At 36.6% G+C, this 16,049-nt stretch carries 13 protein-coding genes and 1 pseudogene; 4 read left to right on the forward strand and 10 right to left on the reverse strand.

Going from position 1 to position 16,049, the window contains the following annotated elements; genetic code table 11:
* The first annotated feature begins 65 nt into the window (after positions 1–65).
* Together ACLIBG_RS01145 and ACLIBG_RS01150 are read left to right on the forward strand one after the other, a co-directional pair.
* Positions 66–1,718 carry a PucR family transcriptional regulator gene (locus ACLIBG_RS01145; protein ID WP_439310848.1) on the forward strand — a complete coding sequence of 551 codons (1,653 nt, stop codon included), beginning with the start codon at positions 66–68 and terminating at the stop codon, positions 1,716–1,718.
* 421 nt (positions 1,719–2,139) lie between these two features.
* Positions 2,140–3,073: pseudogene (locus ACLIBG_RS01150) on the forward strand (IS4 family transposase).
* Positions 3,074–3,285: 212 nt separating this feature from the next.
* On the opposite strand, the gene ACLIBG_RS01155 reads toward ACLIBG_RS01150, so the two are convergent.
* From ACLIBG_RS01155 to nadX, 6 genes are all read right to left on the reverse strand, one after another.
* Positions 3,286–4,008, reverse strand: a complete 723-nt coding sequence (locus ACLIBG_RS01155; protein WP_439310889.1) for an amino acid ABC transporter ATP-binding protein — start codon at positions 4,006–4,008, stop codon at positions 3,286–3,288.
* Between the two features lie 28 nt (positions 4,009–4,036).
* Positions 4,037–4,729: an amino acid ABC transporter permease gene (locus tag ACLIBG_RS01160; RefSeq protein ID WP_439310849.1), complete on the reverse strand. Its 693-nt coding sequence runs from the start codon at positions 4,727–4,729 to the stop codon at positions 4,037–4,039.
* 23 nt (positions 4,730–4,752) lie between these two features.
* Positions 4,753–5,628 carry a transporter substrate-binding domain-containing protein gene (locus tag ACLIBG_RS01165; RefSeq protein ID WP_439310850.1) on the reverse strand — a complete coding sequence of 292 codons (876 nt, stop codon included), beginning with the start codon at positions 5,626–5,628 and terminating at the stop codon, positions 4,753–4,755.
* Positions 5,629–5,764: 136 nt separating this feature from the next.
* On the reverse strand, positions 5,765–6,619 hold the full coding sequence (locus tag ACLIBG_RS01170; RefSeq protein WP_439310851.1) for a creatininase family protein: 855 nt from the start codon (positions 6,617–6,619) through the stop codon (positions 5,765–5,767).
* A 1,165-nt stretch (positions 6,620–7,784) separates the two neighbouring features.
* Positions 7,785–7,940, reverse strand: coding sequence for an aspartate dehydrogenase domain-containing protein (locus ACLIBG_RS01175; RefSeq protein ID WP_439310891.1), 156 nt, complete (start codon positions 7,938–7,940; stop codon positions 7,785–7,787).
* Between the two features lie 966 nt (positions 7,941–8,906).
* Complete coding sequence (nadX, locus tag ACLIBG_RS01180) at positions 8,907–9,686, reverse strand: aspartate dehydrogenase (protein ID WP_439310852.1); 780 nt, start codon at positions 9,684–9,686, stop codon at positions 8,907–8,909.
* Positions 9,687–9,956: 270 nt separating this feature from the next.
* Here nadX and ACLIBG_RS01185 point away from each other — a divergent pair, with 270 nt between their 5' ends.
* Positions 9,957–11,360 (forward strand): MDR family MFS transporter, encoded by a 1,404-nt coding sequence (locus ACLIBG_RS01185; RefSeq protein ID WP_439310853.1) that lies wholly within the window; start codon positions 9,957–9,959, stop codon positions 11,358–11,360.
* A gap of 98 nt (positions 11,361–11,458) precedes the next feature.
* Positions 11,459–12,124, forward strand: coding sequence for an HAD family hydrolase (locus ACLIBG_RS01190; protein ID WP_439310854.1), 666 nt, complete (start codon positions 11,459–11,461; stop codon positions 12,122–12,124).
* A gap of 71 nt (positions 12,125–12,195) precedes the next feature.
* On the opposite strand, the gene ACLIBG_RS01195 is transcribed toward ACLIBG_RS01190, so the two are convergent.
* From ACLIBG_RS01195 to ACLIBG_RS01210, 4 genes are read right to left on the reverse strand one after another with little or no spacing between them, the layout of a single operon-like run.
* Positions 12,196–13,890, reverse strand: a complete 1,695-nt coding sequence (locus ACLIBG_RS01195; RefSeq protein WP_439310855.1) for a DUF6044 family protein — start codon at positions 13,888–13,890, stop codon at positions 12,196–12,198.
* On the reverse strand, positions 13,853–14,974 hold the full coding sequence (gene rffA, locus ACLIBG_RS01200; RefSeq protein WP_439310857.1) for a dTDP-4-amino-4,6-dideoxygalactose transaminase: 1,122 nt from the start codon (positions 14,972–14,974) through the stop codon (positions 13,853–13,855). The genes ACLIBG_RS01195 and rffA overlap by 38 nt, the downstream gene beginning before the upstream one ends.
* 29 nt (positions 14,975–15,003) lie before the next feature.
* Complete coding sequence (locus ACLIBG_RS01205; protein WP_439310859.1) at positions 15,004–15,360, reverse strand: EamA family transporter; 357 nt, start codon at positions 15,358–15,360, stop codon at positions 15,004–15,006.
* A gap of 3 nt (positions 15,361–15,363) precedes the next feature.
* On the reverse strand, positions 15,364–16,047 hold the full coding sequence (locus tag ACLIBG_RS01210; RefSeq protein WP_439310860.1) for a GNAT family N-acetyltransferase: 684 nt from the start codon (positions 16,045–16,047) through the stop codon (positions 15,364–15,366).
* Between the last annotated feature and the right edge of the window lie 2 nt (positions 16,048–16,049).

Here is a 16,049-nt window from a genome sequence, read left to right on the forward strand (position 1 = left end):
CACAATAGAAATTCCGCTCATTTAGTTATACACTATGTATAATAGAGAAAAAGAAGGAGGTAAAGATGGCTATTCATATTTCCGAAGCACTGAAATTACCAGTAATGAAAGATACAAAATTGATTGCCGGACACAAAGGGTTGAACAATACGATTAAATGGGTAACAATTGTTGAAGTCCTCGATGATATGCACCGACTGCAAGATGGGGAGTTCCTGATTACAACTGCCTTTGGTATGAACGAAAATGAAGATCGTCTAAATGAGTTTTATAAATTGCTAACTTCCAACAAATTATCCGGAATTGCCATTAATACTAGCTTTTACATGAAGGAAATTCCGGAAAGCTTTATAACGGCAGCTAACAAAAGTGGATTACCCCTGATTGAAATACCTACAGATATTAATTTTTCCGTTATTACGAAGGGGCTCTTGGAACAAATCGTCAATAACCAAATGCACCTTTTGGAATTCTCCAATACGATTCATCGTAAATTGACCAATCTCGTCCTGAACAATCAGGGCTTGACTGAAATTACTAATACATTGGCCGAACTGACATCTGCAACGACCCTAATTTACAACGATTTTTATGAAGTGGTCCATTACACTAAACAAAACATCGATGTTACGTTCGATAAAAAACCGATCGTTAAACTGGAAGACTTGAAAATAAACATTCAAAAAGATTTGATACAAAGTTCAGCAGAGGAAACTACCACACATAAAAAGGTAGGCCCATACACAATGACCATTTATCCCATCATAGCCAAACAAGCCTGTTATGGCTGGGTCGTCATTATAAAGCCAACCAAACAGTGGAAAGAACTGGATGAGATAGCAGTTGGTCATACCGCAACGATCTATGCCATTGAATTTTTAAAAAGAGAAGCAGTTGAGGAAACAAAAATGCGTCTCCAAGGTGACTTCTTAAAAGATATTTTTAATCGAAACTTCACAAACAAAGATACCATTATGGAAGATGGCAAAATGCTCGGCTATGATTTGTCATTGAAACAAGCTGTCTTTTACTTTAGATTTCCGAAAAAGAACAAGGATAGCAAAAAACGGAACGACAAATTGTACCATGTCCTTGAGCAGCTTTTAAATCAAAAAAACAAGCAACATCTTATACAAGCAAAAATGGATTCATTAATATTGTTAACGAACGTTACCGGGGAAACTAAACGTAAAATCAGGACGTACTGCCGTCAACTGGCTCAAGAAATCCATGACCAATGGTCTTACTTTTTTCCCAATGATCCCCTAACGATCGGCATCGGAAAACATTACGATAATGTTGTTCATCTGGCAAAAAGTGCCCGGGAAGCAAGGTATGCGGTCAGCCTTTTCAGTTTGCTTCAATACAGAGAGAAAAATATTATTCATTACGATGACCTCGGGATGTATGATCTGCTTCTTGAAATGAAAGATTCGGGTATTGATTTAAGCACCATTTATATGGACTGCTTGGAAAATATTATTCCAACAAATAATAAAAGTCTCGATTTAATTGATACATTGGATGTTTATTTAAAAAACAACCAAAGCATCCAGACTGCCGCCGACCAACTGTATATCCATCGACATACATTACGATACCGTTTGAATCAAATTGAAAAAAGAACAGGGTTGAACCTTAAATCCGCCGACGATCGATTGAAATTGCAAATAGGTGTGATGGCTTATCGACTCGTCCACACCGTTCGCCAAATGTAAAGGCAGTTATCGCTTGCTTTGTTACCTTATTCCAAATCGATCGGCATAATAATGGTTAATATAGCTAATTCCTTTTGGGTCTAATATAACAAACCCTCCGTTAAGTCATGCAAGCCGGTAGCAGGGGGGGGCTAACTTGAGAGAAAAGTTGTTGATAAAGTTTTTTTAAAGAAAAAGTGGGACTGCACTATCCGTCCCACCTAAGACCATAATTACAAATTAAGCACTTTTTTTATTCATGACTTATCATTAGTCTTGCATTAGTTAAACAAACAATTATTAATATTCTTAATGAACAGTAATTTACTTTTTATCCAAATAAATCCTTCATGATGGAGACAGATGGTTCCTGCCCAAATCCCATTACAAAGTATAACTGATATGAACAAGATACACTAAAAGACTATCATTTGGTAAATGGATAAGACCTATTAATTTTTAAAAATTGGATGAGCAAGTAGGTTTAACCAAACAAGATCATTATACAAAAAAGAAGTCAACCACTGCTTTATATATCAAGATGCTGCTACTAGCATAGCTACATGAAACAGAAAGTCCACATGTAATGAGTGATACGCTTTTGAATGAGGTGCTGCACCCAAAGAGAGTCATTAAAAACCATTGATTCAAGTATCTACAGCTCAATCTACCGCATTATAAGTGGGTGAAGGGTCGAAAAACTAAAGCGAGTATAAAACTACATTTACGGCTTGTATTCATGGGCAAAAGATACCGTTTATCCAGACAAAGCAGTGATGACGGTTGCAAACGAACATGACAGAAACCAGACGGAAGTCTTGGTTGACGAAAAAGATGCCATGCATTTATTCAATCGTGGTTATGTCGACTATGAACGATTTGATCGCATGACGAATACTTCTTCGTTTCTAGACTGAATAAAAATGCAGTTACACGGGACATTCAACCGTTTGAATATCCCGCTAATTTCAATGTACTCTCTGATAAAATGGTCTACATCGGCAACTCAAAATCGGGATGAGAATGTTTTTCGACTCATTGAGGTAGCAGATACAAAAGGGAATGTTCTTCACTTAATTACTAATCGTTTTGATCTGGAAGCAGATGAAATCAATGTAGTTTACCGATCGCGCTGAGCAATCGAACTTTTTATCAAATGGCTTAAACAACATGTAGAAATCAAGCATTTTTACAGAATGAGCGAAACGGCTTTGCAAATTTAAATAGCTTTGATTACATATTGTCTGCATGTACTTATTAAATTATAAACAGGAACCAAAAAATCATTGCTCCGTATTATCCGCTGGCTAAAGGCTGCCTTGTGGAAACTGTCGTATATATGGACACAGCGTTTCAAAAGCTCGACGCCTATTTAAATTTAAACAAATGTCGTCGTTGTACCCAAGTATTAAATGTATAACTTTACCAAATGGACAGTGTCACCTTTATTAGGGTTTTTACTTTTTGTCTTAAAGAAATATAAATAGTTTTACTGAATAATCAAAATATGTTTATGCAACGCTAGTGATCACTTATATAAAAATCAAACCGTAATTTTGCTAAAAGTTATGCAATTGTATTCTCATATTTATAATATCGTACCAAGAAACTCTTTTGTTCGTTCTTCCCGTGGATTTTTAAATATGTCTTTGGGCTGTCCCGTTTCAACTATTCGTCCATCATGTAAATATACCAATGAATCACCAACTTCTCTAGCAAAACCCATTTCATGAGTGACTACAATCATTGTCATACCTTCTTTTGCTAGTTGTTTCATAGTAGATAATACTTCCCCTACTAATTCTGGATCTAAAGCAGAAGTTGGTTCATCAAACAGCATAACATCAGGCTTCATGGCTAAGGAACGTGCAATAGCAACACGCTGTTTTTGTCCACCTGATAACCTTGAAGGAAAAACATCATATTTATCACCTAGTCCTACTTTCTTTAATAGCTCCTTCCCTTCTCTTTCCGCTTTAGATTTTGGTGTTTTCTTAACATTTATCGGGCCAGATGTAACGTTTTCCATGACGGTCATGTGTGGAAATAAATTAAAATGTTGAAAAACCATACCTACCCTTTGTCTCACTAAATTCAAGTTTTCTTTTCTTTCGTCAATTTCATTTTGATCTATAAATATGCTTCCAGTATCTTTCATCTCTAAAAAATTCAAACACCTCAGTAAAGTACTTTTACCAGAACCACTAGCACCTATCAAAACAACTACTTCACTTTCATTTACTGAAAAGTCAACATCCTTTAGAACATGAAGATCACCAAAAAATTTATTTAACTTCTCCACCCTTATCATTTCTTTTTTGGCACTCATAATTTCCCCCCTAGTCATGTGCAGATAGTTTTTTCTCAAGCTTGTTCACTATAAATGTAAAGATATAGACAATTACTAAGTAATATACAGCAGAGATTAAGTAATAAGTCATAAAATCAAAGTCATTGGAACCATATGCAGTTGCAACTCCAAATAATTCCTCTACCCCAATAAACGATGCTATTGCACTATCTTTTAATGTGATAATAAATTGGTTAGCCAGAGGAGGGATTGCTCTCCGAAAAGCTTGAGGAATTATAATTTTTCGATAGGTCATAAATGTATTCATACCTAATGAGCGCCCTGCTTCGAACTGCCCTTTATCAATCGACTGGATAGTACCTCTGATAACTTCCGCAATGTAGGCGCCAATATGAACAGCTAACCCAATAGATACAGACCAAAAAGCTGATAATAAAAAGAAATTGGTTAAACCATAGTAAAGAATAAACACTTGAACAACTAATGGTGTACCCCTAATAATCCATATGTATAAATCCGATATCCAAGTTAATGGTTTGATTCTCGATATTTTTAACATTGCAATAACAAGTCCAATAACTAATGCAAAAGTAACGGAATAAAAAGCTAGTTTTAAAGTAATAAAAGCCGCATCAATAAATATGTCAAAGTTCTCTACAAAAGTAGTTAGAAAATGTGACACTCTTATAATCACCCCTTTTTGAGAATTGCATGCGTACATTTTCAGTGCGCATGCAATTTCTATTATTCTGCTGTATCAATTTCTGGTTCTTCAGTGATGTTAGCACCAACCCACTCTTCTGCAAGCGCCTTAATTTCACCGCTTGTTTGAAGCTCTTCTAACGCATCTTTAACAGCGTCTAGTAATTCTTCATTTTCTTTAGATACCGCAACACCTGCTTTATTTACTTCCAAATAAGCTTTACCAATTAGATCAGCACCATCATTAATTATTTTTAATCCAGTAATATTATTTGTAATAACAGCGTCGTGGCGACCTTGAGAAAGCGCCTGTAGTGCCATTACATCACTGTCGTATTCAATAATGTTTGAGTCAGATGTATATTCCATAGCAACATTTTTAAATGTAGAGCCTTTAGAAACCGCAATTTCCATATCCGTCAAGTCTTCTGGATTTTCAATATCACTGTCTGGCCTTGTGAATATTTGTGTACCTGCATAATAATAAGGTTGTGTGAAGTTAACATTTTCTTTTCTTTCTTCTGTAATCGTGTGACTAGCTACAGCAATATCGTAGCGTTTATTTTGTACACCCATAATGATTCCATCATACTTAGCTTTAATTTTTACAGATTCTAAACCTAGCTTCTCAGCGATTGCTTCACCTACAGCAATATCAAACCCCACCATTTCACCGTCTTCTAAATAACTAAATGGTTTAAATTCGCCAGACGCAGCAAACGTTAATTCACCTTCGGAAACTAAATTAAATTCAGTACCATCTTCACTTTCACCACTTTTATCTTGAGCTCCTTCTGCCGAATTTTCTTCATTTTGTTCGACTCCACCTGTCTGCTCTTCTTCTGACGCGCCACATGCTACTCCAATAACCATGAGTAACAATAAAATTAATACTAAAAATAATTTTGAAAACCTCATTTTAACCTCTCCTTTGATAAAGTTATATAAAATTGCGGGTATTCTAGACACTACCTTTTGTTCTTTTTTCTAACCTATTTCTATAACATTCTCAAATACTCAAACATAAATTAAAGCGTTACCGTACTTTTAAGCTTTATATTTTTAGATTATCCATCGTCTCATCGGATTCTATATGGTTCACACGCTCATCAACTGTACGGTCTAAAATTAAATTGATGAACTCTTTGAATCCTTCAACAGCTGCTTCTAGTAATTTTTCACCTTTTACTTTTGTTGATGGTCTCGCATCACCTAGAACTCCAGTTTTGGATATAGAGCTCCAATGTGGCATCATTCCCACGGGAACCCCTTGGCCTGTACCGACAATATCTAACCAAAAATATTTAGACATTTTATATTTATCAATATCCCTTACAGCTTTGTCCATTTGAACTAAACCTTCATTAATAGCTAAATACATAGACGTTTCAAGCTCACAGGCATGATTCATACCACCTGGTTCTTCAGAGTCTCGAATGTCTTTAGCAACTTTACGCACAGGGTCTAAGTCCCAATGTGATAATGACACGCACATTACATCTGGATATTTTAGAAATACTTGGCGAGCCGCTACTTTTAATAACGGTACATTACTTCCATGGCCATTTAATAAAACTATCCGCTTAAAGCCTTGGTGGGCCAAGCTATTACAAACGTCTACAACATAGTGAATAAAGGTCTCTTGACTGATCGATATCACACCTGGAAAGTCCATTTGGTGAGGAGCATATCCATGATTTATTGGAGGAACAACTACCATTTTCTCTGGAATTTTCGCCCCCGTACGGTGACATACTTCTTCAGCCAGCACAACATCTGTATCAACGGGTAAGTGATAACCATGCTCCTCAATCATTGCAACTGGTACGACAGCTACTCGTTCTTCTTTTACAACTTGTTTTATTTCAGGCCATGTCATTTCCCCAAATTTATATTTGTTAACTTTCAAAATAAATACCTCCTTATTATCCATTTATCACACTTTTATTAAAAGCCAATATCATTAGTTACTGTGCAACATAAAGGTGCAATTCTATATAATGATCCCTTTTTTGTTCAGGCAAAAAACTCTCGGACCTGCAACTGCATATATCAGTATGCGTTGACCTATTATTCGTATCCAAACTGAAGAAACGATTTTATATTTACATGACATAATACTTTTTGTTGAACATAAACAATTAAGTTAGCATTGAGCTCTGTCTCTTTCGCTAATTTGTTAACCATGAGTATGAAATGTTTACAATATCTGTTCTTTAATAACGATTCCACTTAACAAAAGAATTTAATACTTAACCTATACTTACCTGTATCTTGATTGAGATCTAAGAACTCTCTGTATTGCAATGTTTTTACTAATCTGTGCACTTCTTAACAATACCTGCATTTTCTGCAATTTCTTTTACGTCATTTCCGAGTCCTTATGCGTAAATGCTTCAATGTCGTTAACGGTCGGTCCATAGAATGAACACCATCCTCTTTTACAACCAGGTTCCCCCCCTTTTTATATTTGAGCGATCTTCATTTCCGTTAGGCGGAATTGAAATTCCGTTTTAACCTCACATCTTTTTATGTTATTCATTGATAATGATATATGTCAATATAGTAATGAGCTTAGATTTCGAAATAAAGGGAGAAAAAGCACTTAAATAATTATGCGCTCTCAATCTTAAACCACTCAACTAACGTTAAAGCAAATATTTCAGCAATCTTAGACACTTTATCAAGATACTCATTTGGAAAATGAATCATTTCCTATATCCCTGGCCCAAAGCCCGTTTATGAAACATCGCTTATTTTTGGGTTTTTCTAATTGTAATTACTGCATTCAACCCTTTCTCCCCCCTTTTTATAGACTGTATTAATAGTAAGACAAGGAATGTATTTATTGTAGCAAAGGCTGACAGCGTTTTCATTGTCCACTTCATTAAATTATTTACTTATTTCTTATACAACTTGTATATAAAAATTCGCTTTAGTCATCAATAAACAGTCGAAATTATCCTCGTTCCTTGAATAATCAAGCTTTGAGAATTCAACAATAAAATCCTGGAACATGACATCGAAACGTGTAGGATATTTCCCAGGAAAAATTCTACACTTATTATTGAAAATTAAGATTCCAATTTCCAACGACTGGAGATTCGTTTCAAAGTGCCCAAAATACTCATAGCAGCCAAGTGAATTGTCTTAGGATTTCCAGGAAGTGATCTGTTCTCGATCGTAAATGTCGCTTTCCTAAAACCCCCCTTTGTTTCAACAGTATGTATGTTGTTTTATGCATGCGGATCAGCAATAAACGTTACAGATTTTTTTCCGTCCCGATACCTGCAACGGACAATTGATTAATACTTTGATGTTTTTCGGGAAATGTTTTATCGCCCTTTAGGCGGTACCTTCGAACACAATAACTGCTTCATTTCCAGAATGAGGGACCAAAGTATTCCGCCACTGATGAGTACGACGTCTTTTTTTAATGATTTTCGTAAATAACTCTTCAACTGCTTGTATATTGGCCGCTTTAACAACAATATAGATATCCGACGCCAAAAACTAATCCGGGTCGGTATACAGATGAACATTGTGATTGGTAGCCATAGATTGATATTTTTCCTCATCCTTAACAAATATACTATTAATTCTCATCTGCCCATTAGGATATTTATTTAGTTTTTTAAGTAAAAAAAAGCGACCGCTCCTCTTCCAACAATACCATTTTCATATTAATCGCTTCCTCTTATTCATATTTTCCGACTCAATGTTGAAAGGTAGCAACAGTCCTGGGATGTTACATTTCAAGCTGTAAGCGGTAGGAATGGTTTATCCTTGGTCACCTGCCGAAACTTAATCTTTTATGATCGTGATGTCTAACACTTAAGTTACTTCATCGTACCAGTAAATTGACAGCGGTTTCATTATCCAATAATCTTAATAATTTGAATGTTTTTTGTACAGTGTGTATATCAACTTTTAAACAGCGCACTTATGTTCAGTTTTACATGTATATAATGAAGGATTTATTTATACATCAAAGACATTGGTCTTGCACAATTTAAAAATAAAAATATAGACCTATTTTACCATCTTCTTTAATGGTGATTACCAAAATCAGTTACCATTTTCCCAGCCACCATAACAACAAAAAACTAGCCATTGCCATCAATCAGGCAAAAAGCTAGTTCCGTTTTCGTGTATCCAATTATTTCCCAGGCAATATTCTACACTTTTTGGCATCATTAACTTCCGACTTTAAGCCTAGTTGATACCCTTTTCAACGTTCCGATAATACTCATTGCGGCTAAATAGCTAGTTTTCGGGTTTTCCGGCAACGGATTATTCGTTACTGTTAATTCTGCATTGCCAAAATCACCGACTATATTAATTGTATGTATGTTGTTTTGGACAGATGGATCGGCAATAATGGTTACGTTCGTTTCGTCCATCCCTATACCAGCTATCGAAAGAACAATCGAAACGTTAATATTTTTAGGAAATTGCTTTATCGCTTCAGCTGCTTTCCCTTTAAATACAACCGCTTCATTCTCACCGGGGTCAGCGACCAACGTATGAGCCGGTTTTCTGGTAGTAATTGAAACTTCAGAAACTGTACCCGCAGCAAGCGCATTTTGGATAAGGTCCAATCCGCCAACAGCCCCAGAAGGTAAATGAATAAGCCGTTTATTTTGTTCCGCTAATGTATACAATGATTGTGAAAAAGATGTGTTTGCGAGAACTCCAATGCTGATAAGCACAACATCTTTTTTCTTTATGATTTCAGGAAGCAACGTTTTAGCTGCATCGATATTAGCAGCTTCTACGACTATATCTATATGTGCATTCAAAAATTCGGTTATATTCGAATACAATTTTACATTATACGACTTCTCCAATGCTCTATACTTTGTGATGTCGCGTACGTAGACACTTGTTACTTTTACATTCGAGTCCTTAGTTCTGTTTAATTCCTTCATTAAAAAAGTAGCAATCGCACCCGCTCCAATAATACCTACCTTCATGATTTCAACCTCCCATTATTAGTTGTAACATTGTCTATTATCATAAATGAAATAACAATCCGAACCATTTTTAGAGCTTTATTAATTATAGATAGAAGACTAACATACAGTAGTTCAAAACCATGGCTGAAGATTTTTTAAAAAAATTTATTCAAACACCCCTAAGTGAAAACAAATGACACGCTCATTCCAAAATGGTACAATTACATATTGTAATTAAATTTGTACTAATTTAAAAATGAGTTATATGATCGAGAAAGAAGGATTATTATGCCACAAAGTCAAGCAACAGGAGCACCAGAAATTAACCGAGTTCCAATTATGATTGTTATGGTTTCCGGTGCTTTTGTCGCTATATTAAATCAAACATTACTCGGCACGGCGCTACCTCATATTATGGCCGACTTGAATTTAACTGAAAGTGTTGTCCAATGGCTTCAATCGATCTTTATGCTTGTTAACGGAATTATGATCCCAATAACAGCATTTTTAATAGAACGTTTCACGACGAGAAAACTATTTTTATCGGCCATGAGCTTATTTGGTATTGGTACACTGATTTGTGCCATTGCACCAAGCTTTTCCGTTCTTATGGTTGGGCGTATCCTCCAAGCTTCCGGAGCCGGTATCATGATGCCTTTAATGCAAACGATTCTCTTTCTCGTCTTTCCAATTGAAAAACGCGGTGCTGCCATGGGAATGTTCGGCATGGTTATTGCGTTCGCTCCAGCAGTTGGACCAACGTTATCCGGATGGCTCGTCGATCAATACCCTTGGAGAAGTTTATTTTACGTCGTTTTACCAATCGTCATTATCGATCTTATCGTCGCCTATTTTATCTTAAAAAACATAACAAAACAAACAAACCCGAAAGTAGATGTCATATCTATCATTCAATCTACCCTTGGATTTGGCGGAATATTATATGCATTCAGTACAGCTGGAAATACGGGATGGGGAAGCAGTCAAGTTATTCTCTCGATGGCTATAGGCTTTATTGCACTTACCCTATTTATTTTCAGGCAGTTAAAATTAGAAGTGCCGATACTTGAATTTAGGGTTTTCAAAAATAAAATGTTTACACTAACAACTGCTCTAGGTATGGTATCATTTGCAACGATGATCGGTTCGGCCGTTGTGCTACCGATTATGATGCAAAACACACTAGGTTTTACAGCTCTTGAGTCAGGTTTAATGCTTATGCCGGGTGCAATCATTATGGGTGCGATGAACCCAGTAACAGGTCGCTTATTTGACCGATTCGGAGCGAAGTGGCTTGCGATTATCGGCTATGCGATCCTTGTAGTTACGACGTTTATGTTCGCGGTGCTAACTCCGGAAACAACCTTTATGTATTTAGCAGTTGTAAATTCAGTCCGAATGCTCGGAATAGCCATGGTTATGATGCCTGTCACAACCGCAGGACTCAATCAGTTGTCGGATAAATTAATCCCTCATGGTACTGCAATGAACAATACGATGCGCCAAGTTTCAGGTGCTATCGGAACAGCGCTGCTTGTAACGATTATGGTTACACAAATGAATCCAGCTGAAGGTGTCACCGGTGAACTTCATGGTGTGAACATATCATTTATGGTCGCCGGCTTATTTGCCATAATTGGCTTTGTATTGGCATTCTTTATTAAAAATTCCCGACCAGGAGTAAAAGGGTAATCATGTATTTCATCTTATCCCCTCCCTGGCTCGATTTTTTAAATTACCATATCTTTTATCGATGATTCAGAACAATCCAGAAAGTAGGCTGATTCGCTTTGCGTGTAGCAATCTTTGATTTTGACGGCACTTTATATAAAAAAGAAACTTTTAAAATATTAATGGATCATTTAAAGCATCACCCAGTCTATCATGCAAGGTATAAACATTTTTATCGTGCGATGGTACCGATGTATATTTGCTATAAGTTAAAACTTTATCCCGAAAGCAAAATGAAGGCACGTTCTATGCAGCTTTACATATCTGCTCTACAACATTTATCGGAAACAGAGCTCGATACATATTTTGCAGAATTGGCAAGTAAAATGGTCGACAATTTCAATGATGATGTAATCAAACGGTTAAAACAGCATAATTATGACGGTGTACATGTCATGCTTGTTTCAGGAGCCTATACTCAACTGTTGCAAGCTGTAAAGGATCAGATGGGATTTCATTTTGATACGATAATTGGTACAAAAATCCCATTAAAGGATGGGGAAGTAGATCAAAAAGCTCCTATTTATCACGTTCAAGGGGAGCGAAAAAAAGAAAAAGTACGAGAGACATTAAATAATAAATCCATTGATTGGGAAGACAGCTTTGCCTATGGGGACAGCCTTTCCGATCTCTCCGTGCTTGAGCTTGTTGGTAATCCGGTTGCGGTTCAAGCCGAGCCGAAACTGCTATCTGTTGCTAAGGAAAAAGGCTGGGAAATCATCTAATCTCCCTGCACAATGGATTTAGTTATACAAAAAGCAAGCAGCCTTACATTTGGCTCCTTGCTTTTTTAAATTCAATCATTCACTTCATATAAATAAATACGCCACGGCGATTGCACTGTTTGAAAAGTCTTTTTAAATTCGAGATCCAACTGTTTATTGTTTTCAATTGGCAAGGCGGAAAATATGTACTTCCCTCCCATTGCATATAACTTATCCGTATTAATTGCAAGTTCTTCAATTACTATATTACTATTTTTTGTAAACATATAATTTTCACCTAATGCACCGACATACATATAAAGTCTCCCGCCCCACGTATCAAAGTAATTTTTCAGTTTGTTGTTTTTTTCCAGTTCCGGCTCGATTATTTCTCGGAATTCACGCTTATATTCAAGGGGGAAACTATTGTTATATGTATCCAATGTGTAAAAGCCGTTATATTGTGCGATCGTCGGATGGATGCCGATGCTCACAACACGATAAGAAGATTTATCCTCGCCAATATAATCATCTATCTCATTAAAGAGCTCCTCTGAATAAAATTCCTTAAGTGTTGGTGTTCCAATATCACTGTACTTCACTTCTTCATGTACGAGCAATAATAAAAATAGTTGACCAATAATAATGCCTCCAATGAGCACTTTGTTCATACCCAACTGCTTCCAGAGAAATACTAATGCTAAAGCAAAGCCAATATACCAAATAACCGGGTCAAAAAAATGGATACGGCTGAAATTAAACGTATTTAATAGCATGAATTGATCCTTCAAACCGCGCCAACCTTCCCAATACCAAAATGCATACCAAATCGAAAGAATTCCATTGGCCGAAACAAACAATACGATTTGTTTTGGAAACAAACGGTTAAATAGTGCAGCAAGCAATACAAAACCGATAACGGGAAGGATGATTTGTGTATGTACCGCCATATCGTGCGTATGTCCATATAGAAAGTTTTCAATCGCCAAGCCGATGCTTCGTGTAAATGTATTATGTCCGAGACTCATAGCTTCCCGATGTGATGTGAAACCTTCATCAACAAACATGGAATAAATCGTCATGTAGTTATTCACCAAATAAATGACAGCCATCACCGAAATCGCACTAAAAAAAGCCCCATTCACCCGACGATTTCGTATCCAATCAACAACCCAAAGTACACTCATCAACCCAAGAAAAAAGATAAATGTCAAAATGAAGTTTGATAGAAATGGAAGGATACAGATTAATATCCAATAAAAAACAGGTGTATGTGTTCCTTCTTTTCGAATCGTCAAAAACAAGTGCAATGCAAGTGGTAATCCAGCGATGGACAGCATGCCTGAAGGCCAAAATGGTAACATGGAAAAACCTAAGGAAACACTTGCAATAATCCAACCATTCGCTTTCTCAGTGATAAAATGTTTTTTCAGCAATATATACATGCCGAATAAAGCAAAAAAACGCATTAGCGTCTGTCCAATTGCATAAGCAAGCTGAGGCTCAAAAAATTTGTACAACCAAACCATTGCATCCAACCCCGAAGGTAATGCACTTCTAGGTAAACCATTGATTACATTTGATAAGGTTGCATTCGGAGCAGCAAAAATTTGTCCACTTTCAGCGAGCAATTTATACCAGACGATATTTGAATCAAGGTTGTCATGAACACGAATATGCATATCCTCACCAAGCAAATAGTATGGTAGCAAATACGTGATCAAGATAAAGGAAGCAATCCACAAGTATTTATACTTTGAAAAACTCGTACAAATGGTTGACCACATAAGCAACATCCTGTTCCTTTAGACCATAATAGAGTGGAAGCCGCACTAGCTTTCCACTTTCCTTCGTTGTATGTTTATCTGTACCTGCAAAGCTCCCGTATTTTTCTCCGGCGTAAGCTTCGTGAAGCGGTACGTAATGTGTTTTGGCCGTAATACCTTTTTCTTTTAAATAATCCATTAATGCTTCCCGGTTGTTCGTCTTTATGTAAAACATATGTGCATTATGTTTACACTCTGAAGAAATTCGAGGAAGTGAAATATGCCCACTAATTTCCAAATCCCTTAATTTACGGGCGTAGCTATTCCATATTTCCAACCGGTTATTTGTGATTTGTTCTACGTGCTGCAATTGAACAAATAAATAGGCCGCAGTTAAATCGCTGATTAAATAGGATGAGCCAATATCTCGCCACGTATATTTATCTACTTCTCCACGAACAAATTGATTTCGGTTTGTTCCTTTTTCCTGAATTATTTCCGCTCGTTCAATAAAGGAACGGTCATTAATAATGAGCGCTCCTCCTTCTCCACAAGTGATGTTTTTCGTATCGTGAAAACTGAATGTGCCAAAATGCCCGATCGTTCCAAGCTGTCTGCCTTTATATGTAGTCATCAATGCTTGTGCTGCATCTTCAATAACGTACAAACCATGATCTTTGGCGATTTCCATTACTGCATCCATGTCACAAGCAATACCCGCATAATGAACAACTACGATTGCTTTTGTTTTATTCGTGATGGCATTTTCAATTGCTAGTGCGGAAATATTCATCGTGTCTTGTTCAATATCAACGAAACGGATATGGGCGCCTTGCAAAGCATAAGCATTCGCCGTTGATACAAATGTATAGGAAGGCATGATGACTTCATCTCCCTCTTTTATATTTAAAAGGAGAGCGGTCATCTCTAGTGCAGCCGTGCATGATGGAGTTAAAAGAGCTTTGGCGCAATCCAGGTTTTCCTCCAACCAATTCATACATTTTCGGTCATATAAGCCGTTTCCGGAAATTTTATTTTGAGATAACGCATCCTCTATTGCTGTAATTTCATTTCCTGTTACACAAGGTTTGTTAAAAGGAATCATCTTTATCCCTCCCGAAACGGTAATCGTATTTATCTCATGAAAATAATTCCAACAACAATAAGTCCCATACCGATTAATTTATTGCTTGTCAACGGTTCTCCAAACAGCAGTACAGCTAGTAAAAACACAAGGACAAACGACAAGCTCATAAAAGGGTATGCATAGCTAATATCAAATTTTGTCATTGCTGCCATCCAGCACAGTGCAGCAATAAAAGCAGCCAAAAAGCCCGAAATGATCCATGGATTCACGACGAGCTTGAGTAAAAAGATGAATTTATCTGCCCAGGCGTCCGGCAAACTCCCATACTGATCTACCTTCCACTTAATTACAAGCTGGCCATATGCCGTAAAAAGTATTGTACTAAATATATAGACATACCCCATTTTCTACACTCCAGTGACTGACGGTCCATGCAATTTATGGTACACATCCACTGTCTTTTCTAATTTGAATCCAAGTGCTAGAAATAAATTTAGTGACGCGATATTTGCCGCTGAAATGGACGTTCGCAATTCATCATAACCTTGTTCAAATTGTGCCTTGCAGCCGTTACTAGTAAAAGCTTTTGTCAATCCTTTTCCTTGATGTTTTTCATCTATGCCAAGCAAGAGAACTTGATTTTTTTCATAAGCATAAAAGCCTGCCAATTCATCCTTGTAATATAGTCCGTATACTTGATCTTTTTTCTGCAAATCCTTTACCCAATTTTTATAACGCAGATCAGCAAGGAAGGAAGCAATATTAAAGTCCCGGTGAAACCGGCTGTTTGTAAATACATTTTCAGCAATTTGATTAACAGCCTGTGAATCATACGTCTTTGAAATGGAAAGATGTTCATTTTCAAAAACGTTTAATTCATCTTTTTTACAAACCGGTTCGATTAATGTATCTGCATAATAAAAGTCATATTCTACCAACTTTTGATTACTTTCATTCGGATCAACTTTTATGGTATAGTGCCCTTCATACTTATCCGTTTCTTGCAACGCTTCGATTTCCGGCGACATCACTTCAAATGTCGCTATATTGAAATTTCGATTATCCCATGGTGTTTCTTTCAAATACTTCATCC

Source organism: Virgibacillus sp. W0181, from assembly GCF_051846915.1.
Lineage (GTDB): Bacteria > Bacillota > Bacilli > Bacillales > Amphibacillaceae > JBPYCR01.